The sequence below is a fragment of the Exiguobacterium sp. s7 genome (assembly GCF_018618195.1).
In the GTDB taxonomy this organism is placed as follows: domain Bacteria; phylum Bacillota; class Bacilli; order Exiguobacteriales; family Exiguobacteriaceae; genus Exiguobacterium; species Exiguobacterium mexicanum_A.
Genome location: NZ_JACSLO010000004.1, coordinates 64333 through 85107, shown reverse-complemented (window position 1 = coordinate 85107; position 20775 = coordinate 64333). Strand labels below are relative to the sequence as shown.

Sequence of the window (20775 nt, the reverse complement as noted above, 5' to 3'; positions counted from 1 at the left end):
CAACGCTTTGGCGAGACCTGCCCGAATTAATGCTCGGCAGAAGCTTTATGCCCGATATACACCATTGCAAGCGTCAGGAAAATGTAGGATTGGATAACCCCGATAAAGATTGAGAAACCTTGCCATAAAATCATTGGGAGAATTGCGAACACAGCACCGAGCGGGTTAAGTGCCCCTTCTGCGGTAATTGCGAGTCCCAAGATGATGGTAATCATGATTTCACCGGCAAAGATGTTACCGTAAAGACGCAGACCGAGCGTCAAGGTGTTCGCGAACTCCTCGATGAGCTTGATCGGCAATAAGAACCAGACCGGCTTCACGAATTCCGCCGAGTAGTGCTTCAAACCGTGTAGCTTCACGCCGTAATAGTGCGACATTGCAACGACGAGTGTCGACAATGCCAACGTGACGTAAGGATCGGCCGTCGGTGAGTTGAACCATAGATAGTGACCAGAGATGACGTTAAACGGTAGACCCATTAAGTTTGAGAAGAGAATGAACAAAATCAACGTCATTCCAAACCCGATAAAACGGCCACCTGTCTTCCAGTCCATCGCACTCGAGATAATCCCGCGTGTGAATTCTGCGAAGAATTCCATTAAGTTCTGCTTACCAGTCGGCTTCATAGCCAAGCGTCGCGTTCCCCAAACGGCAAACGTAAATACGAGTAGTGATGCGATCAGCACCGTAATGACGTTCGTCCAGCTCCCATATAACGTATAATCTCCGAGTTGTAGAGAATATGTGGGAAACTCATGACCCATTAGTATTCACCTCTTTTCCTGCTGAGCTGGGCAAGTGTGAACTCGCCAAATTGTATGATGTGGCCGGCGATTAGACCAGTTACCACCGCTATCAGCGATACTCGATCCTCATAAAAGAGACCGACTATCACGGCTAGTGCACCGACTGCCATCCTTGAAACAGTCCCGTGCGACTTCGGGCGTCGTCCATGTTCGATCACGTCAAACATCCGAATGACGCTTCGATTCTGCATATGTAGAATGATGAGACTGGCGACCCCGCCTAAGAACAAGCCGAGAAATACCGGTTTGTACATAGGGACGATGAGCGCTCCGATGAGGAGAATGGCGAACCATCCGATAAACCACTTCGTATAGCGTTTCATCAACTGCTGTTGTGCTTTTCTGTCTGCTTGCACTTGTTGTAAGTTCATTCGTCCTCTCCTGTCAGTAAACTTCGAAGGGTGAGAACTAGCGCCGTGATCCCGAAAGCCATTCCGAGAAGCACTGACACATTCCAACCAAACGTGCCCCAAATTTCACGTCTCGCACCGTATTGGCCAACGAGATAACCGATGACGATCGGTCCAGCGAGCGCGGTCGAGATTTGAGAGGCGAGCGAGGCATAAGATAGGTAACGATTGTCTTTTTTCGTCATCCCCATCCCCCTTTCGAGCTGCCAAGCCATGCATCTTCTCCATCGGATTCACACTCGCGTGACCATCAAAAGTCACACAAGTTCAGAGTACTGGAAATGGCATAAGAAGTCAATTGATTTCACAATTATAAAAGCGCTTTAAATCAAGTCGTATCAAGGCTTTTACGCAGTTCACAAACTAAATTAAAATCATCAAATTTTAAGAAAGTATGAAGAAACGGTGAAATAAAAATGTTGACTTTATAACATTTCACATTACGAATCAGATGAAGAATAGTTCAGTTATACCTTCACGTTTTGGAAATTACAATGCAAAACGGCTTACGTTCACAAAAGGTTTTGAAACAAACGTTGACCCGATTTTGAAATCGTTTACATCGTCCTGTATCAGTATACCGATTATCTTTTTGTCATGTCGAGGGGTTCTGACGAATTTGTAGTGATGAATATCACACCGCCTTTTCCGAGCGGTCAATCGCCTGGAAAGCCCTTCCTATCAACCCGAAATGGGTGGACAATACCAGTTCGAATGGCTACGATTACGATGTAAGCGCTATCTAAAAATGTGTCGATTTTGTGACTTTCGAAACCGACGCCCGCATCGAATGCATGTTGATGCGTGTGAGGAGGAACTAGAATGGATTGGATGACCCAACTACGCGAGGAGATCGGCGCCGATGTCGTCTTCACGGACTCGACGACCCGACTCGCCTATTCATTTGACGCGACGCCGAACTATCAAGCGATGCCAGACGCGATCGTCGCCCCCCGCTCGACCGAGGACGTGCAGGCCGTGTTGCGGCTGTGCCACGAACACCGGATCCCGGTCGTCCCACGCGGATCGGCGACAAATCTTGCCGGCGGCACGACGCCGCTTTCCGGTGGTGTCGTCATGGACTTCCGTCATATGGACAAGATTGTCGAGATTGATGAGAAGAATTTGACAGTGACGGTCGAACCGGGCTGCATTACCGCCCATTTGGCACAAGCCGTCGAGGCGAGAGGACTGTTCTACCCGCCGGATCCGAGCTCGATGAAAATCTCGACGATTGGCGGCAACATCAGCGAGAACTCAGGTGGGTTACGCGGATTGAAATACGGTGTGACGGCCGATTACGTGCTCGCGCTCGAGGCGGTGCTCCCGAACGGGGATGTCCTCCATACGGGCGGCAAGCTCGCCAAGGACGTGGCCGGGTACGATTTGACGCGTCTCCTCGTCGGCTCGGAAGGGACACTCGCCGTCATTACGCAAGCGACGCTCAAGCTCATCCCGCTCCCCGAGACAAAACAGACGATGCTCGCTTATTTCGAGGACTTGGACAGCGCGGCCCGAACGGTGAGCCGCATCATCGAGAACCGCGTCATCCCGGCGACACTCGAGTTCATGGACAAGAAGACAATCGAGGTCGTCGAGGCGTACGCGAACATCGGATTGCCGACGGACGTCGGCGCTCTCCTTCTATTAGAACAGGACGGCCCGCGTGACGTCGTCCGACAAGATATCGAAGCGATGCATGCTGTCTGTTTAGAAGAAGGTGCCTTGTCGGTCGAAGTGGCCCGAGACGAGGCACATGCCGAGACGCTTCGCTACGCCCGGCGCATCGCCTTGTCCGCCCTCGCCAGGCTCAGCCCGACGACGATTTTAGAGGATGCGACCGTGCCACGGAGCGAGATTGCCGAGATGGTCCGGCGCATCGAAGCGATCGGACGGGCGTATGACATTCAAATCGCCACGTTCGGTCATGCCGGGGACGGCAACCTGCATCCGACAGTCGCGACCGATGCCCGGAATCATGAGGAGATGGAACGTGTCGAGGCGGCGTTCGCCGATATTTTCGCCGCCGCACTCGACCTCGGCGGGACGATCACCGGCGAGCATGGGGTCGGGGCGATGAAAGCACCGTATCTCGAATGGAAGCTCGGTCCGGCCGGGATAGACGTCATGAAAGGCATCAAGCTCGCCTTCGACCCGCACGGCATCATGAACCCGCAGAAGATGTTCGCCAAAGCGGCGAAAAAACGCATCGTCCAAGGAGGTAAATCATGAAGCAGACGCCCGAACTCGCCACCCGCATGACCGAGAAGCTCGACTATGAAGAGATGCTCGGCTGCATGCGTTGCGGCTTTTGCCTGCCGACGTGCCCGACGTATATCCGCTCGAAAGACGAGTCCGCCTCCCCGCGCGGTCGCATCGCCATCATGAAAGGTGTCGTCGACGGATTGATTGAACCGGATGAGGGCGTCGAAAAGACGCTCAACGAATGTCTCGGTTGTCTCGCCTGTGAGCCGGCATGTCCGGCCGGGGTACGCTATAGCGTCTTGCTCGAGGACGCACGCGCCGCCATTACCGAACATAAACGTGCGACGGGACAAATGCCGGTCCGCGAGCGGCTCGTCCGAAAAGTCGTCTTTGACGGGCTGTTCTTGAATAAGGCGAAGATGGAGACGGCGACGGGCTTTCTCCGCTTCTATCAACAGTCTGGCGTCCAGACGCTCACTCACAAGCTCCGCATCCTCGACTGGTTCCCGGACCAGCTCCAGAAGATGGAGACGATTTTACCGACGGTCCCACCGAAGACGGAGCGACGTCGACGTCCGGAGCAAATCCCGGCGACGGGAGCGACAACGGCCCGAGTCGCCTTCTTCAGCGGCTGTTTGATGGACACGATGTTCTATGAGACGAATGCCAACACGATTAAACTGCTCCAAGCGGCGGGCTGCGACATCGTTATCCCGAAAACGCAACAGTGTTGCGGGGCCTTACATGGTCATGCCGGCGAACAGGCGGGCGCCGTCACGCTCGCCAAACAGAACATCGCGGCGTTCGAGGCCGAGGACGTCGACTACATCATCACGAATGCCGGCGGTTGCGGCGCGTTCCTCGTCGGCTATGACCATCTGTTGAAGCACGACCCAGAATGGGCCGAACGTGCGGAACGATTCACGGCCAAGATTAAAGACTTCGCGTCAATCTTGCTTGAGGTCGGCTTCCTCGACCGCGTCCCGCTCGCCCTGCCGGAGCAACTCATCACGTATCAAGATTCGTGTCACTTGCGCAACGTCCAAAAAGGCGCGCTCGCCCCGCGGGTATTGCTCCAGGCGATCGAAGGGGCCGTCTATATCGAGCAGAAGCACGCCGACCACTGCTGCGGCTCGGCCGGTGTGTACAACATTCTGCAGCCCCATATCGCCAACGACATCCTCGAGATGAAGATGGGGCACGTGAACGCCACGGCAGCACAAACGATCGTGACGTCAAATCCGGGTTGCCACATGCAGATGCAACTCGGGATTCAAGAGCATGGGACTGAATCGATGCGCGCCGTCCACTTGGCGGACCTGCTCGTCGAAGCGATGCCATCCTGACCAATCAAGAGGAACGGCCCGCTGATCCGGGTGCTGTTCCTCTTTTTTCTCCTTTTATAAAAAAAAATAGAAGTAATAATCCCCGCTTTATCCGACCTTTAAACGCTTTTTTCAAAAATAATGTTTACAATCCTTCGACAACGGGCATATAAGGTTATGTGAAAATAATTATTGAAAAGGGTGAATGCATGATTGAATTTAAACAAGTGCAAAAAACATTCAAGAACACGACCGTCTTGAAAGAGATGAACCTCACCATCAACAAAGGTGAACTCGTCGTCTTTATCGGCCCCTCCGGCTGCGGGAAGACGACATCGCTCAAAATGATCAACCGTTTGATCGAGCCGACGGAAGGGACGATCATCGTCAACGGACAGGATACCCGGAAGATGGACCCGATTGAACTGCGTCGCCAGATGGGCTACGTCATTCAACAGACCGGCCTCTTTCCGCATATGACGATTCGCGAAAACATTCAATTGATCGCCGGTCTCGAAGGACACGCCGAACAAGACATGGATGCGCGCACCGAACACCTCCTCCGCATGGTCGGCCTCGACCCGGACCAATTCATCGATCGCTATCCGAGCGAATTGAGCGGCGGTCAGCAGCAGCGTATCGGATTTGCCCGTGCCCTCATGAACGACCCGGAAGTCATTTTGATGGATGAACCGTTCAGCGCCCTTGACCCTGTCACTCGAAACGATCTCCAAGAAGAACTGTTCAATCTTCAAGAAGAAGTGAAAAAGACGATTGTGTTCGTCACCCATGATATGGATGAGGCGATCAAGCTGGCCGATCGCATTTGTATCATGCGCGACGGGGAAATCGTCCAATTCGATACTCCGGAACAAATTCTCCGGAACCCGAAAGACGAATACGTCGAGTCGTTCATCGGGAAGAATCGGATTTGGAACAGCCCTGAATTCATTAAAGCGAAAGACATCATGATCACCGACCCGGTATCGATCAGCGGGAAGCGGACGGTGCTTCAAGCGATTGAAATCATGCGCTCCCGCAAGGTCGACAGTTTGTTGATCACAGACCGTGATCGTGTCCTTCAAGGACTCATCAAATTGAAAGATGTCCACGGCATCCAAGACAAGACGAAGCGGCTCGAGGAAGTCATGAACACGAACTATGCTTTCGTCTCAATCGAGGACTCGCTCCTCGACATTTTAGACGTCATGAACACGAGCGACCAAGGGTATCTCCCGGTCGTCGACGGTTCGATGCTTCACGGTTTGATCACACGCAGCAGTTTGCTTTCCGTCCTCAGTGAGCAATTCATGCAAGAGGAGGAAACTATATGAATGCCATTCAATCGTTTTTCAATTACTTCACGAGCAACACCGACCAAATCGGGACGCTCTTGCTCGAACACTTACAGCTGACGGTCTTTGCCGTCTCGCTCGCCGTCTTACTCGGGGTACCACTCGGGATTCTCATCTTACGGATCCCGCGTCTCGCCAAGCCGATTCTCGGTCTGACGAGCGTCGTCCAAGCCGTACCGAGTTTAGCGCTCCTCGGATTTTTGATCCCGTTCATCGGAATCGGATCGACCCCGGCCATCATCATGGTCGTCTTGTACTCGCTCCTCCCGATCGTGAAAAACACGTATACGGGACTATCGAGCATCCCGGGCGATACGCTTGAGTCGGCCAAAGGGATCGGGCTCACCGACCGCCAGATTTTGAGTAAAATCCAGCTGCCGCTCGCACTCCCGATCATCATGGCCGGGATTCGCATCTCGGCGGTCACGGCTGTCGGGCTCATGACGATCTCGGCGTTCGTCGGAGCAGGTGGTCTCGGTTACCTCGTCTTCGCCGGAATCCAGACCGTCGACAACAATCAAATCCTCGCCGGTGCCATCCCGGCCGGACTGCTCGCCTTGTTGATTGACTTCATCGTCAGTCGCATCGAGTATAAAGTAGCCCCGAACGGCATCGTCCTCGCGGATGGACGGATGAAGAAGAAAACACGTCGTTCTGCGAAGAAAGTGACAAAGCCACTCATTGTCATCGCGACGGCGTTCACGCTTCTCCTCGCCGGTTCGATTTACGCCTTCACCCGTGAAGACGATACGATTGTCGTCGGTTCGAAAAACTTCACCGAGCAATTGATTCTCGGGAACATGGTCGCCGACTTGATTGAGGACAAGACCGACCTCGATGTGAAACGTCAACTGAACCTCGGTGGCACCCAGGTCGCTTTCAGTGCCCTACGGACCGGTGAGATTGATACGTACGTCGAATATACGGGCACATTGTTCGTCGATGTATTGAAGCAAGAAGTCGAGAACGACCCGGACGTCGTCTACGACAAAGTCGTGAAACAAGTGAACGAACGTTTCGATATCCGCACGCTCGACCCGATCGGCTTCAATAACACCTACGCCATCGCCGTCAAACAAGAAGACGTCGACAAATACGGTTTAAAGACCGTCTCAGATCTCGCTGCGGTGAGTGACGAGCTCGTCTTCGGTCCGACAATCGAGTTCTCGAACCGGGAAGACGGCTACCTCGGATTGAAAGAGGCGTACCCGTTCAACTTCCAAGACGTGAAACCGGTCGACGGCGGACTCCGCTATACGGCACTCATGAACAATGAGAGTAACGCCATCGACAGCTTCTCGACCGACGGCTTGCTTAAACGCTTTGATTTGACCGTCCTCGAGGACGACAAACAGTTCTTCCCGCCGTATTACGCGGTCCCAATCGTCAGCGAAGAGACGCTCGCCGAGCATCCTGAGCTCGCGGACGTATTGAACTTGCTGAGCGGGAAAATCACGGACGAGACGATGCAAGAGCTCAATTATCTTGCTGACGTCGAGAAACAACGTCCGGAGAAAGTCGCCCGCGACTTCCTTATCCAAGAAGGATTAATTGAACAATAAACCTATACGAAAGACGACCCTCCCGTTCGAATCGGGAAGGTCGTCTTTTTTTGTAGCCGATTTTAACCTACGTTCGTGGCCTGGCCGACCGAGACGCGGTTGCGCCCACTCTGCTTCGCCTGATAGAGGGCTTGGTCAGCCGCCTCAATCAAGTCGGTCTTATCGCCACTTGGCGTTGGCGCATGTTCGGCGACGCCGATGCTGACACTCACTTTTCGCAACGGTGTGTACATTTCGTGCGCGATGTTCAGTTTGAGCACCGCTTGCCGAATTCGTTCCGCGATTTCTTTCGGTTGGCGCGCGTGGCGTGGCCGCAGGAGCACCGCGAACTCTTCGCCTCCATAGCGGGCCGTCATGCCGTCTTCCCCGACCGCCTTGTCGATCGCGTTCGCCACCCGTTCGAGGCAAGCGTCTCCGGCCAAATGGCCGTACGTATCGTTGTACACCTTGAACGCATCGATGTCGAGCAAGAGGAGTGCGAGCACGTCTCCGGTCTCCGCAGCCTCATCCCACATCCGCTCGAATCGTTCATCGAAGGCGCGTCGATTCCAAATACCGGTCAACGCATCATGCAACGAGCGATGGATGAGCGCTTGTTTGCTGCGCTCGAGCCGGAACGTATGCATGAACGTCAGCAACAGTAACAACGCGATCCCGACGACGATCACGATCACCCACTTCGCCGAGCTCGAGGCGGTATCACTCCGGATTGACGCCTGTTGAATAATGTTGTCGATATCCTCACGAATCGCCGCATCGACGTCCCGAAATCGATTGATGTAGCCGATGCCACTATAGCGTCGCGCGTTCGCCATTTCAATATCTCCGGCCTCGACGAGCTCAATTTGCGATTCGTGGAACGCTTCCATCTGTCGGATGAGCGGCAACGCCTCTTCTTGAATCAACTCCTGCATGATCGGGTGACGATGATCGAGTTCTCGGATGACGTGAATCATCTCCGACAACGAGCGCTTCGTCGCTTCATACTGTTCGAGTGACAGGGTGTCTTGATTATATGTATAGCCTCGGACCGACAGCTCTTGATCGAGCAACAACCGGAGCAGCTCTGAGGCGGCGTTCGCAATCGGGATCGCCTCTTCGACGATACGACGGTTCTCTCGTTCGATATCTTGAAACGCGCTATAGCTCCAGATGCTCGTCAAAAACAGCGCCATCAAAGAAATGAGCAAATATCTTTGTAGTAGTGAGAATTTAGTCTTCACGGCGTCTCTTCCCTTTTTCATGATCGGACCGCCATACGGTCCCTTCCTTTTCTACTATCGGTCGTGACTCGCTTCACCTCAACTATTTTGAATCGATCGCGGCACATTCCACAAAAAAGAGGATCACTCGGATCCTCTCTGTACGGGTTCGTGCTTATTTTGTTCCGAACAAACGGTCACCCGCGTCACCGAGTCCTGGGACGATGTAACCATGGTCGTTCAACTTCTCGTCAAGTGCGGCGAGATAGATTTCGACGTCTGGGTGTTCAGCTTGAACACGTTCCACACCTTCAGGGGCTGCGCAGAGGCAAGCGAGCTTGATCGACTTGGCACCGTGCTTTTTAAGCGCGGCAATCGCATCAGCGGCCGAACCACCAGTTGCGAGCATCGGGTCGACGACGATGAAGTCACGCTCTGTGACGTCCGTCGGCAACTTGAGATAGTATTCGTGCGGCTCGAGCGTCTCCGGGTCACGGTATAGACCGATGTGACCGACTTTGACGTTCGGCATCATTTTGAGGAAGCCATCCACCATGCCGAGGCCTGCCCGTAAAATTGGGACGATTCCCAATTTCTTGCCGGCGATCATCTTCTGTGTCGATACAGAGACCGGTGTCTCGATTTCTACATCAGTAAGCGGAAGGTCGCGTGTAATTTCGTATGCCATGAGTGACGAGACCTCGTCTACGAGTTCACGGAACTGCTTTGTCCCCGTCTCTACTTTGCGCATAATCGTCATCTTGTGCTGAATCAATGGGTGGTCATAAACGTGTACTTTGCCCATCATGCTTCACTCCTCTCTCAATCTCTCTTGAGCATTGTACCCTAACTTTTCTGAGAAAGGTAGGGTCAACTTCTGTTTTCTAAGAGGTCAGACGAAACCCGAAGGAACGGAATCGATCCCTCGGGCTTCAGGTGACACGTCGATCAGAATTTGAAGAAATTCAGAAAACCGGCCGTCTTGTGTTTCACTTTTCCACACATCTTGCCTTTGGCGGCCTGATGGTGTTTTGACGTTTCATGCTTGGCGGCATGTTTTTTAGCATGCTTCTTTGCAAGTTTTTTTGCCTTCTTCTTGTCTTTCTTCTCTTGCTTCAACTCGGCTTTTGTCTTTTGTGTCGACTTCTCTTTTGACGCAGTCTGGTCATTCGTCGACGGAGCCGGTTTCGTCGTTGTCGTCGGCTTAGCGACTGGCGTTGTTGACGTTCCTGTCGCAGGTTTGGTCGCGGCTGGCTTCGTTGTTGTAGCCGGCTTTGTCGTAGTTGTTTCAGCTGGCTTCGTTGTTGTCGTTGTAGCCGGCTTTGTCGTAGTCGTTTCAGCTGGCTTCGTTGTTGTCGTTGTAGCCGGCTTTGTTGTCGTCGTTGTAGCCGGCTTCGTCGTAGTCGTTTCAGCTGGCTTCGTTGTTGTAGCCGGCTTTGTCGTAGTCGTTTCAGCTGGCTTTGTTGTCGTCGTTGTAGCCGGCTTTGTCGTAGTCGTTTCAGCTGGCTTCGTTGTTGTCGTTGTAGCCGGCTTTGTCGCCGGTGCTACCGCGACTGGCGCTGGTGTCGGCGCCGTGTCTTTCGTACGTGTCACAAGTCCCGCGTTCCAGTTCACGTAAGCATCCGCTTCATGGAAGTGGATGAAGCCAGAATCTGTGGCGAGCTTGTGGCTGTCCGCGCTAAGACGTGTCGAAATCGTGAGCGTCTTGACCGAGTGCTTCGCGTCGACCGCTTGTAGTTTCTTGATCATGTTTTGTGACCAAGCGTCGCTCTTGATCGTATCGGCGTTGAAGCTCTCCCACATGATGCCGTCGACATATGGCGCCGTCGATGTTTCAAGTGTGTCGAAACCCCAGTTTTGGACCATGGCGATATCCCCATAGCGAGCCCGTGCTTGTTTCAAGAAGTTGACGAGGCCGTCACGTTGTTGCTTGAGCACCGTCGGGTTGTTCAAATGTTCGTTATCGATATCACCGACCGTGTCCATGAACACGCCATCGATGCCTTTGGCGACGACTTGGTTCTGGATTTCCGTAAGGAGTAACCCTTGGAAGTGCGGCGAAGCGATGTTCGTCAAGTACGAATCCCATTCCGAGTAATGGACACGTTGTCCGTTACGCGTAAAGAAGTCACCTGACTGAAGTTTTGACATGAGACCGGTGTTCCATGTCGCGACTTCCATGACGCTAATATAACCGAGCACTTTCGTCCCGCGTGCTTTGATTTGCTCCACTTGTGCTTTCGTGTAGTGGAGCGGCTCAATGATGACGAGATCGTAGTTCTGCATATCTTTTAGAATCGCTGCCGTTGGATGGCCATAATACACTTGATAGTTCTTCACACCGTCGAGTGGGTTCATGGTTTGTGCCCCCGTTTTAGACATGTTCAGACTAACAATTAACAACACTACCGTTAGAGACATAATTAACTTTTTCAATTTCACTACCTATTCCTCTCCTGATGACTGACAAAACGTGGTGACGGACGATGATGGTTGAATGGAGTTGTGTCTCGTTGCTCCCCCTTTTCTTTCTATTCAAATGACGAGAAGGTTAGTGCTGTGTGTTTTATGGATGTATCGGATTCGTGTATGTAATGTTGAACCTTCGCAAAAAAAATTATAGGATAGTTTTTCACGAAAACATAGTGTCAATTTGACAACAAAAAACCGCTTCACGACATGAAAGTGTCATGAAACGGGTAAACCAATAAGTTATTTGGTCATATGTAAGTATTCAGCGTTGACTCTAATTCGAGACGATCAATCAAATAGACTCGTTCCGTCTCGACGTCCATCAATTGAAGGGTGTCTTGCCCTTCCTCCATCCAGACGTCAAACCGTTGTTCGGTCAACTGCTCATAGAGCGCGAGCGTCCCGCATCGTTCCCCGGTCGGCTGTCCACTACTCGGCTTCACGTGGGATAACAATTCAAATAGGTCGCTCGTACTCGGTCCACCGAGATGGGCGATTTTCGTCTCCGTCTCATACGTCGCCAGACGCATCGTCTCTTTGGGCTCCGATACAATCGTCAATTCCCCGGCGCCAGGCCGTTTCACCGTGCCCCACACCTCGATTACGGTCCCGTAACGTTCCGACAACTCGACCGATGCCCGTTCAGTGAAATCATGGATGGGCACATCTGCTAGGACGACCCGCTTCAGCAGCCTGCGCTCATTCGCAATTGATGCAAAAACGGCTTCCGTTGAGTCGACGGCGACATATTCGCCCGTGAAGACGGCCGGTAGCACGGTACGTTCCCATGCTTCTTCCCTCCCCATCTGTAACGTGATTCGCTTGTCGGCCAATTGAGTCAAGAAGGCGACCCCATCGTTCTTCCCGCTCTCAAAGACGAACAATCCGGGCTCGATCATTTGCCCTTTCGCCGCCCCGTCCTGAAAGACTTGGTACGTGACGTGGAGCGCCCCTCGGTCCGGTGTCTCATACCGGAAGACGGATCCTGGGATGATCGTCTCGTGTGCCTTATTGACCGAGAAGGACTGTATCACATTTTCGACGTTCGGTTCAGGAATGAACGACAGCGTATCTCCGACTTCGATTTCAACAGAATTCGCCGTAACGGCAGCCTCGAACGCTGCGATCTTGTCCGTGCGGAAGACCCGTGCGTTTTGCTCGTCACTGTTCAAGCACGAGACGTAGTGCGACTCCCCGCTCCGCCAATATTTGACGGTCTTGCTGCCTAATTCGTCGTAGAAAGGATGACGGAATGTAATGGAGGCCACTTCAGCCCGACGCATCGGCAACACGTCCGTCGGTTTTTGCTCACAGTAATTCAATAATCGCGACTTCAGCGCAGACGTCAACGGGATGTCTCGGTCTTGGTGAATCGCATACGTCGACAATGACCGCAAGTTGAGCGCGTTCGTCTCGTTTGCGCCACATCCGCTTAAAAAGATGATGCCAACGATCATCATCCATAAGACGTGTTTCATTCCGCCCCCTCCTTTCACATTTATTTGGGTACTATCACCTAAAATTTTCTTTTTCACTTTATCATACAATAATAATTACTTATATAGTTAGAAGAACAAACAAAAAATGCCACTTGCGTGGCACTTTTTTAGTCGTCGTCTTGATCATCGTCCCGATCGTCATCTTGGTCGTCATCATTTTGATCGTCGTTTTGATCATCTTGATCGTCTTGGTCATCCCGGTCATCGTCACGTTCAATCTCTTTCACTTGCTGTTGAAGGTTCAACTCAAGTTTAACGCGGTCACCGGCTTTTGGCGCCTCATCGTCAAGCTCGTAGCGGCTCGCGAGTTTGAACGTCTCTGACTTGCCGTCACGCTCGATGGTCACGTCACGGTCCGACAGACTGACGAACGTGCCGTAGATGTCGAAGTCGTCACTCTCACGGTCGACTTCCTTCACTTCCTCGTTTTGATTGAACTCGAGTTTGACGCGGTCACCGGCTTTCGGTGTGTCGTCGTCAATCTCATGACGGGCCGCGAGCGGATACGTCGATTCTTTACCGCTGAAGCTGATCGTCACGTCCCGGTCTGATAGGTTGACGAGGGTACCATACAATTCATAATCATCGTCATCGACCGAGCGGACCGGCGTATCACTCGAGGCTGTTCCTTCTGTCGACGCGGCCGCTTCTTGGTTCGCCTCGTCTTGTGCGTCATCTGCAGCATCATCCGTTCCACTGTTCACACTGTCGACCGACCGCGGGACGATGACCGTGTCCGTGTTGTCATTCGCAACATACAACCCGATCCCTGCGACGGCGAGGACTGCCAAGCCGACGCCTAAAATCCATCCGATTAGTTTCATGATGTTTCCTCCTCGTTTCATGTGGTGAACTTGTTCTACATCTTCATCATAGAACGGTGACCTTAGAGCACCACGAGGATTCCATTAGAAAATGATGAGAATCTGCGAAAGGTTTGTCATTTTGCGACGAAGAAGACGCTGCCGTCCGGCGCGTTCGCGTAACTGCCGACCGACCAACCGTTCATGTCGGCCACTTCCTTGGCGATGGCGAGCCCGAGTCCGCTGCCGCTCCGGTCCCGCGCCTCATCGAGTCGATAAAAACGGTCGAACAGACGCGCCCTGCCGTCATCGCTCAGCGTCGTCCCATGGTCACGCACTTCAATCCGACTCGGTGTCATCGTCACGTGCGTGTCAGTCGCGTACTTCAAGCTGTTGTCGATGAAGATGACGACGAGCCTTTGCAGCGAATCACGGTGCCCGTACCACGTTCCTGTCGCCTCGATTGGAACCCGGACGCCATGCGAACGCTCGAACCGCTCGGTCAATTGTTCGGCGAGCTCGGTTAATTCAATCGCTTCAGCCTCGATTTCTTCAAGTGAGGAGAAGCGGCTCAGTTCAAGCATCGGTTCAATCAAGTCTTCGCGCATTTGCCGGGACTCGGTCAAAATATGGTCGATCGCCTCGTCACGGACGGCCGGGTCGCTTTGTCCCCAGCGCCGGAGCAGTTTGGCGTACCCTTCGATGACCGTGAGCGGCGTCTTCAGTTCATGTGAAACATCGGCGACGAAACGACGCTGTTGCTCCATCGACCCTTCGACCCGGCCAATCATTTGATTGAAGCCGGTCGCAAGTGTCGACACTTCGTCTTGGCTCGTCCCGACATCGATGGTCTCAAGGGTGCCCGATTCCGTGATTCGTTCCATCGTCGTCTCGAGCCGGCGGAGCGGGTCGAGCCCTTGCCTGACGATCCAAAGGCTGCCGATGAACGTCATCGCCACGGCGATCAAAAAGATGATGAGAAAGATCGTGGCGAGCGTCTGGAGTGTCTCACTCACGGCCGCGTCTTGAAACGCGTAGCCGAGCCCGTTCGACGTCGCGATGACGAACCAGTCGTCGACGAGGGCCGGCTCGCCGAAATTGACGGGAAACCGCAATCCTTCCTCGGCCTCTCCGCCGATGATGCCCCAGGCGCCGTTCGCTTGTCGCTCGAGCACGACACTGTCCTCGTGTAACGACAAGACGGCCTGGCGATTCCGCTCGTCCTCCTCGAGCAAGCTGAGTGCCTGGCGCAAGACGTCATAGCGGGCGTCGACAATCTGTTGACGCGAGACGAGCCAGGCGACACCGAACGAGGTGATCAGGAGGAACAACATGAACCCCGCCATCGCCAAAGCGATTTTCGTCCGTAGCTTCATTTTATTCACCACGCTTCAACATATAGCCGACGCCTCGGACCGTCTGAATCCAGGAACCACCGAGTTTCTTCCGGACATAGCGGACGTACACATCGACGACGTTCGTGTCCCCGTAATAATCGAAGCCCCAGACGTGTTCGACGAGTTGGTCGCGTGTGAGCACGCGCTCGGGATGTTCGAGCAGATAGACGAGCAAATCGAACTCTCTCCGGGTCAGGTCGACTTTTTGCCCCTCGCAGATTACTTCGTGACGATTGACGTCGACGGTCAGCCCTTCATAAGATAAGACCCGTTCACTCGTATCGACTTGGACGTGTTGCCGCATCCGTAAGAACGCCCGGATCCGTGCGAGCAACTCTTCCATCTCGAACGGTTTCGTGATGTAATCATCGGCCCCGAGGTCGAGCCCGCTCACTTTGTCGTAACGGTCCCCACGTGCCGTCACCATCAATACCGGGAGAAGCGGTTGCTCTTCTTTGACGCGGCGAACGACTTCAAGTCCGCTCATCTGTGGCAACATGACATCGAGCAACATGAGGTCAATCCCACCAGTGAGTGCTCGGTCGAGCCCGGTCCGCCCGTCATGAGCGACCTCGACTTGATAACCGGCATGCATAAGTTCAAGTTCGAGTAATCTGGCAATTTTAGCATCGTCTTCAACGACGAGAATCGTAGGCATTCCATTCATCCTTTCTTAAAAAAACGCCGAGCAGTCCGCCCGACGCATCATTCTAAGTGTTCCCGGATTCCTCAGTCAAAAAACGGACGAACTGCTTCTGGAATCGCTTGTTCGATGCGCAATTCGAGTGAATCGCCCATCCGGTCAAACGTCGTTTCAATCCCTTCCGCCTGAAACGCTAAATCGGTCCCGACTTGAGCGATTTGGTCGAGCCAAGCGTTACCGGTCAAGGTGAATAATAAGAACCCGGCGACCCCTGCCGCCATGAGTGTCAATGCGAGCGCACCGACGGCCACTCTTCGAATCATTCTTCCAATCTTTCCTCTGCTAGTTGCGCGCATAAATCCCTCTCCCTTGTCTATTTTCTTTCTTTACTGTACGGGAGCGAGCTGAGAAAGAGCGGTGAAACAGATTAGAATTTGATGAGAAAAAGAGGCCACAGCACGCTGCGACCTCATTCTTCCTCGAGCACCGACTTGGCGATCGGCGCCCAATACGTTCCATCCATGGCAGCGACTTCTGCGAGCGTCGTCCGGTACGTGTCGTCCCCGGCCTTCTTCTCGGCGATGCCTTTCATCCATAAGACGTCCACTTTATATCCCGATTCTGGGTACGTCTCGACGTAAGCGGCATAGTCTTCAATCTCCGCTTCACCGAGCTTGTTGTCGACGAGCAAGCGATAAAATCCGACCGCCTGTTCCTGCCCAGCTTTCGCCTTGCCGACGAGGAGCGCATCGGCTTCCTCGTATCGTTTGTCCGAGACGAGCGTCTCGACTTTAGATAGCGGGATGACGGCCGGTGCCTCAGGCGACTCGGTCGTCTCGTCCTCGGTTTGGAGCGCCTCGTTCACTTCTTCAAGCCGGGCAACTTCTTTCTCGAGTTCTTCTAACCGTTTCGCGAGTGCCTCCTCTTCCGTCACCGTCACGACCCGCTCGTCGGAAGCGGACGGCGTCACTGGGGGTGGCGCCGGGTCCGGCCAAAAGGCGAGCGCGACCAGCCCGAGGCCGACGACGAGCGGCAGGCCGAGCCATGTCTTGTCCCACTTGAACGCGTTCTTCCAATCTGACAAGTCCGCATGACCGATGACGGCCGGCGAGAACGAACGAAAGCGGCGCTTGGCCGCCTTCTTTCCGTTCGCTTTCACTTCGAGCGCGAGCCCGAGCCGATGAAACGCCGCCGGCACTTTCATCCCGAGAAGCGGTACGATCCGTTCACTTGCCTCGATATAATAGCCATGATCGAGCAGCGTCGTCACGACCTCGAACTCGTTCGCGACGAGGCGAAACGTCGGGTCGTGCTCGCCTTTTCGGACGAGCCATTCGGTCATATCGATGAGCGGCAGTTCCGCGAGTTCCCGATCTGCGAGTGTCCGTACGTCCATTCGTCAGCCTCGTTCAGGATAGAGCGGGAACTTCGACGTCAACGCGCGCACGGCTTCGTGCGCTTCGGTGAGCACCGCCTCATCTTCATGGTTCGTCAAGACACGTCCAATCAAGCGAGCGACTTCACGCATATCGTCTTCTTTCAATCCGCGCGTCGTCATCGCGGCCGTCCCGAGACGAATCCCGCTCGTCACGAACGGTGATGCCGGATCGAATGGGATCGTGTTCTTGTTGACCGTGATGCCGGCTGCGTCGAGCGCATGCTCGGCCGCTTTCCCGGTGATATCGATGCCACGGAGGTCGACGAGGAGAAGGTGGTTATCCGTGCCGCCCGATACGATGCGGAGTCCCTCTTCTTCTAATCCTTGCGCGAGCACTTGTGCGTTCTTGATGACTTGTGCCTGATAATCTTTGAACTCAGGTTGAAGCGCTTCTCCGAACGCCACTGCCTTCGCAGCGATGACGTGCATGAGCGGACCGCCTTGAATCCCTGGGAAGATCGACTTGTCGATCGCCTTGGCGAACTCCTCTTTACAGAGGATCATGCCGCCGCGTGGACCGCGGAGCGTCTTGTGCGTCGTCGTCGTCACGAAGTGCGCGTGCTCGACCGGGTTCGGATGAAGCCCGGCCGCGACGAGACCGGCGATGTGCGCCATGTCGACCATGAGGTAAGCATCGACGCTATCGGCGATCTCACGGAACTTGGCGAAGTCGATTGTCCGCGGGTACGCCGAGGCACCAGCGACGATGAGTTTTGGTTTATGTTCTTTCGCGAGGGCTGCGACAACGTCATAATCGATGTGTTCTGTCTCTTTGTCCACACCGTATTCGACGAAATTGTATTGAACGCCCGAGAAGTTGACCGGACTTCCGTGCGTCAAATGGCCACCGTGCGACAAGTTCATGCCGAGCACCGTGTCACCGGCTTCAAGTACTGTAAAGTAGACGGCCATGTTCGCTTGGGCACCCGAATGCGGCTGCACGTTGGCATGTTCTGCACCGAACAGCTCTTTCGCACGGTCGCGGGCCAAGTTCTCGGCTACGTCGACGAACTCACAACCACCGTAGTAGCGACGGCCTGGATAACCTTCCGCGTACTTGTTCGTGAGCACGCCACCTTGCGCTTCCATGACTGCTTCTGAGACAAAATTCTCCGAGGCAATGAGTTCGATGTTCTCGCGTTGGCGACCGAGCTCGTGTTGCATCGCTTCAAACAATTCCGCATCCTGTACTTTCAACTTCGTCGTGTTTACCATGTTGAAACCCCCTCTGAATGTCTAAAAATCAACACCCCCATCGTAACATATGCTTCTTTTTTTGGGTATCGTCTAATCAGAGGTCAAGTTGGGTATCATAATGAAGAAGACGATCAGAGGAGGATGTTTATGATTGAGACAAAACAGATCACGATTACCCCGTTTGAACGCGAGCGGACAGTTCGGATTTATACACCTGCGGATTACGACACGACGGACAAACGTTATCCCGTGCTCTATATGCATGACGGCCAGAACGTGTTCGCCGACGAGGACGCGAGCTATAAGATGAGTTGGCGCGCCGGCGAGTATGTGGACGCCTCGAAACGCGACTTGATCATCGTCGGCATCGACAGTGCCCCCGGCGAGATGCGACTCGACGAATACGGACCGTGGGAAAACCCATACATCGGTGAGAGCTTGCTCGGTCAAGACGTGACGCTCGGCGGCCAAGGGTCGGCCTACATCGAATACATCGCCCAAGAGTTAAAACCGATGATCGATGCGAACTATCGGACGAACCCGGACGAGACAGCGATGATGGGTAGTTCGATGGGCGGCTTGATCTCGATTTACGCCGCATGTGTCTATCCCGACATCTTCAAACGCGTCGCCTCGCTATCATCGGCGTTCTGGTTCAACCAGACCGAGCTTGAACAGTTAATCGAGTCGAGCGATTTGAGCGGTGTCGAACGTCTATATATGGACGTCGGTCGGAAAGAAGTCGAACAACCGTCAGCGGACGGTCCGACGAACGAGATGTATCTCGAGTCGAGCGAACGCGTCTATGCGCTCCTCCGCGACAAAGTCGACCATATCCGTTTCGAGGTCATCGAGGAAGGCGTGCATAACGAGCTCGCTTGGCGTGAACGGTTCCCGATGGTCCTTTCCTACTTGTTCAGTGAAGAGTTATAACGCAAAAAAAAGCCGGTCCTCGCGACCGGCTTTCGTTTATTTCGCTGGATAGTGGGCCCGGGGGCCGCCAATCAGTTTCGGCCGCGTGACGGCGAACGTGACATACGCCTCACCGAGCTGCTTCGCTGATAAGCGGACCGGGATCGCGACCGGTTTCAAATGCATACCGATCAGCGTCGACCCGATATCGATCCCTGCATCCGCTTGAATCGATTCGACGACGCAAGGCGTATCGAAGCTTTCGTACGCTTTCTCCGCCATCGCCCCGCCCGCTGCACGCACAGGGACGACCGTCACTTCTGTCAAACCGAACTGTTTCTGCGTCCGTCGTTCGACCGTGAGCGCCCGATTAATATGTTCACAGCCTTGAAAGGCGAGATGGACGCCGGTCTTGTCGCGAAACGTCAGAAACGCTTCGATGAAGTCCGACGCCACATCAATCGAGCCCGCTTTCCCAATCGTCTTACCGACGACCTCGCTCGTCGAACAACCGATGACGAGAATCTTGTCCTCATCTAACGGAAACCGTTCGTGCAACTCCGTCAATAAGTTCAAAAGCTCCGCCTTCATCGTCGTCACTTCGTTTCGTAAGCGCTCATCTTATCGACACGGTTCGAGTGGCGTCCGCCCTCGAAATCTGTATCGAGCCATGTCGCCACTAAATCGAGTGCAAGACCCGGTCCGATGACGCGTTCGCCCATCGTCATGATGTTCGAGTCGTTGTGTTGACGTGTCGCTTTCGCGCTGAACGAGTCATGGACGAGTGCCGCCCGGATGCCTTTCACTTTGTTGGCGGCAATTCCGATGCCGATCCCTGTCCCGCAAATCAAGATGCCACGGTCGAACTCACCAGCCGCGACGGCTTCAGCGACCGGAATCGCCACGTCTGGATAATCGATTGACTCGGCCGAGTGTGTCCCGAAGTCCTTATACTCGTGACCAAGCTCTTCCAATAGTCCGATGATGTCTTTTTTCAAGTTAAATCCGCCATGATCGGCGCCAATTGCGATTTTCATTCGTTCATTCCCCCGTCTTCTTTGGTAGGCGTCTCGGTGGTTTTGTCACCTTTGACCCGTCATTCGTCAATTTTAGCACAAGTCGATTCACGAGTGGTTCGAGTTCGTTTCGGACTTGGCGGTAGACGTTCATCGACCCTCCGAACGGGTCATTGATGTCGCGCTCGAGTCCGGTGACGAACTCGTATAACGTGAACGTGCGGTCGGCCAAATCCGGGTACGTGTCCCGAATCTGTTCACGATGCGCCCGTGTCATCGTCAAGATGACGTCCGCCCAACGTCCGAGGACGTCGTCGAATGTCTGGGTCACGTGATCGAGCTCAATTCCTCGTTCACGCAACACTTGGAGTGCATTTTCTGAGGCGTCGAACCCTTGCATCGTCCGCAGCCCGGCCGAACGAATATCGAACTCGTCCCCCGTCACTTTCGAGCGGAGCAGGGCCATCGCCATCGGGCTTCGGCATGTGTTCCCACTACATATGAATAATACGCGTTTCATTGACATCGCGTGA

Annotated in this window: 21 protein-coding genes; 5 read left to right on the top strand and 16 right to left on the bottom strand. The window is 53.9% G+C overall.

Features of this window, described 5'->3' with window-relative positions:
- Positions 1-26: 26 nt before the first annotated feature.
- From atpB to KNP79_RS06895, 3 genes are read right to left on the bottom strand one after another with little or no spacing between them, the layout of a single operon-like run.
- Positions 27-764: a F0F1 ATP synthase subunit A gene (gene atpB, locus KNP79_RS06905; protein WP_021066134.1), complete on the bottom strand. Its 738-nt coding sequence runs from the start codon at positions 762-764 to the stop codon at positions 27-29.
- The gene (locus KNP79_RS06900; RefSeq protein WP_029594687.1) at positions 764-1177 is read right to left on the bottom strand and encodes an ATP synthase subunit I; all 414 of its coding nucleotides are present in this window, start codon (positions 1175-1177) and stop codon (positions 764-766) included. The genes atpB and KNP79_RS06900 overlap by 1 nt, the downstream gene beginning before the upstream one ends.
- The gene (locus KNP79_RS06895; RefSeq protein WP_029594686.1) at positions 1174-1401 is read right to left on the bottom strand and encodes a hypothetical protein; all 228 of its coding nucleotides are present in this window, start codon (positions 1399-1401) and stop codon (positions 1174-1176) included. Before KNP79_RS06895 ends, KNP79_RS06900 begins: the two co-directional genes overlap by 4 nt.
- A gap of 646 nt (positions 1402-2047) precedes the next feature.
- On the opposite strand from KNP79_RS06895, the gene KNP79_RS06890 reads away from it, so the two are divergent.
- From KNP79_RS06890 to KNP79_RS06875, 4 genes are all read left to right on the top strand, one after another.
- On the top strand, positions 2048-3448 hold the full coding sequence (locus tag KNP79_RS06890) for an FAD-binding oxidoreductase (protein ID WP_051627773.1): 1401 nt from the start codon (positions 2048-2050) through the stop codon (positions 3446-3448).
- Positions 3445-4767 carry a (Fe-S)-binding protein gene (locus KNP79_RS06885; protein ID WP_051627670.1) on the top strand — a complete coding sequence of 441 codons (1323 nt, stop codon included), beginning with the start codon at positions 3445-3447 and terminating at the stop codon, positions 4765-4767. The genes KNP79_RS06890 and KNP79_RS06885 overlap by 4 nt, the downstream gene beginning before the upstream one ends.
- 188 nt (positions 4768-4955) lie before the next feature.
- Positions 4956-6080 carry an ABC transporter ATP-binding protein gene (locus KNP79_RS06880; RefSeq protein ID WP_029594683.1) on the top strand — a complete coding sequence of 375 codons (1125 nt, stop codon included), beginning with the start codon at positions 4956-4958 and terminating at the stop codon, positions 6078-6080.
- On the top strand, positions 6077-7663 hold the full coding sequence (locus tag KNP79_RS06875) for an ABC transporter permease/substrate-binding protein (protein WP_029594682.1): 1587 nt from the start codon (positions 6077-6079) through the stop codon (positions 7661-7663). Before KNP79_RS06880 ends, KNP79_RS06875 begins: the two co-directional genes overlap by 4 nt.
- A 62-nt stretch (positions 7664-7725) precedes the next feature.
- On the opposite strand, the gene KNP79_RS06870 is transcribed toward KNP79_RS06875, so the two are convergent.
- From KNP79_RS06870 to glyA, 10 genes are all read right to left on the bottom strand, one after another.
- On the bottom strand, positions 7726-8838 hold the full coding sequence (locus KNP79_RS06870) for a GGDEF domain-containing protein (RefSeq protein WP_251132900.1): 1113 nt from the start codon (positions 8836-8838) through the stop codon (positions 7726-7728).
- A 202-nt stretch (positions 8839-9040) separates the two neighbouring features.
- Positions 9041-9670: a uracil phosphoribosyltransferase gene (gene upp, locus KNP79_RS06865; protein WP_021066126.1), complete on the bottom strand. Its 630-nt coding sequence runs from the start codon at positions 9668-9670 to the stop codon at positions 9041-9043.
- 143 nt (positions 9671-9813) lie between these two features.
- Positions 9814-11223, bottom strand: a complete 1410-nt coding sequence (locus tag KNP79_RS06860) for a glycoside hydrolase family 191 protein (protein ID WP_215189456.1) — start codon at positions 11221-11223, stop codon at positions 9814-9816.
- A gap of 362 nt (positions 11224-11585) precedes the next feature.
- The gene (locus KNP79_RS06855; protein WP_214753697.1) at positions 11586-12815 is read right to left on the bottom strand and encodes a hypothetical protein; all 1230 of its coding nucleotides are present in this window, start codon (positions 12813-12815) and stop codon (positions 11586-11588) included.
- Positions 12816-12943: 128 nt separating this feature from the next.
- Positions 12944-13660, bottom strand: coding sequence for a hypothetical protein (locus tag KNP79_RS06850; RefSeq protein ID WP_251130463.1), 717 nt, complete (start codon positions 13658-13660; stop codon positions 12944-12946).
- A gap of 116 nt (positions 13661-13776) precedes the next feature.
- Positions 13777-15015, bottom strand: a complete 1239-nt coding sequence (locus KNP79_RS06845; RefSeq protein ID WP_214753693.1) for a sensor histidine kinase — start codon at positions 15013-15015, stop codon at positions 13777-13779.
- A 1-nt stretch (position 15016) separates the two neighbouring features.
- Positions 15017-15694 (bottom strand): response regulator transcription factor, encoded by a 678-nt coding sequence (locus KNP79_RS06840; RefSeq protein WP_215191677.1) that lies wholly within the window; start codon positions 15692-15694, stop codon positions 15017-15019.
- A 71-nt stretch (positions 15695-15765) separates the two neighbouring features.
- The gene (locus tag KNP79_RS06835; protein ID WP_034779230.1) at positions 15766-16002 is read right to left on the bottom strand and encodes a hypothetical protein; all 237 of its coding nucleotides are present in this window, start codon (positions 16000-16002) and stop codon (positions 15766-15768) included.
- 146 nt (positions 16003-16148) lie between these two features.
- Complete coding sequence (locus tag KNP79_RS06830; protein WP_215191676.1) at positions 16149-17075, bottom strand: basic helix-loop-helix domain-containing protein; 927 nt, start codon at positions 17073-17075, stop codon at positions 16149-16151.
- Between the two features lie 3 nt (positions 17076-17078).
- The gene (glyA, locus tag KNP79_RS06825; RefSeq protein ID WP_034779234.1) at positions 17079-18332 is read right to left on the bottom strand and encodes a serine hydroxymethyltransferase; all 1254 of its coding nucleotides are present in this window, start codon (positions 18330-18332) and stop codon (positions 17079-17081) included.
- Between the two features lie 129 nt (positions 18333-18461).
- Here glyA and KNP79_RS06820 point away from each other — a divergent pair, with 129 nt between their 5' ends.
- Positions 18462-19247 (top strand): alpha/beta hydrolase, encoded by a 786-nt coding sequence (locus tag KNP79_RS06820; protein ID WP_214708450.1) that lies wholly within the window; start codon positions 18462-18464, stop codon positions 19245-19247.
- Between the two features lie 36 nt (positions 19248-19283).
- Here KNP79_RS06820 and KNP79_RS06815 read toward each other — a convergent pair whose 3' ends face one another.
- Genes KNP79_RS06815 through KNP79_RS06805 form a run of 3 tightly spaced genes read right to left on the bottom strand, consistent with a single transcriptional unit; the run spans position 19284 to position 20768 of the window.
- Positions 19284-19826 carry a TIGR01440 family protein gene (locus KNP79_RS06815; protein WP_152567762.1) on the bottom strand — a complete coding sequence of 181 codons (543 nt, stop codon included), beginning with the start codon at positions 19824-19826 and terminating at the stop codon, positions 19284-19286.
- Positions 19823-20263 (bottom strand): ribose 5-phosphate isomerase B, encoded by a 441-nt coding sequence (gene rpiB / locus KNP79_RS06810; RefSeq protein WP_021066115.1) that lies wholly within the window; start codon positions 20261-20263, stop codon positions 19823-19825. Before rpiB ends, KNP79_RS06815 begins: the two co-directional genes overlap by 4 nt.
- Before the next feature lie 4 nt (positions 20264-20267).
- Complete coding sequence (locus KNP79_RS06805; RefSeq protein WP_034779240.1) at positions 20268-20768, bottom strand: low molecular weight protein arginine phosphatase; 501 nt, start codon at positions 20766-20768, stop codon at positions 20268-20270.
- Between the last annotated feature and the right edge of the window lie 7 nt (positions 20769-20775).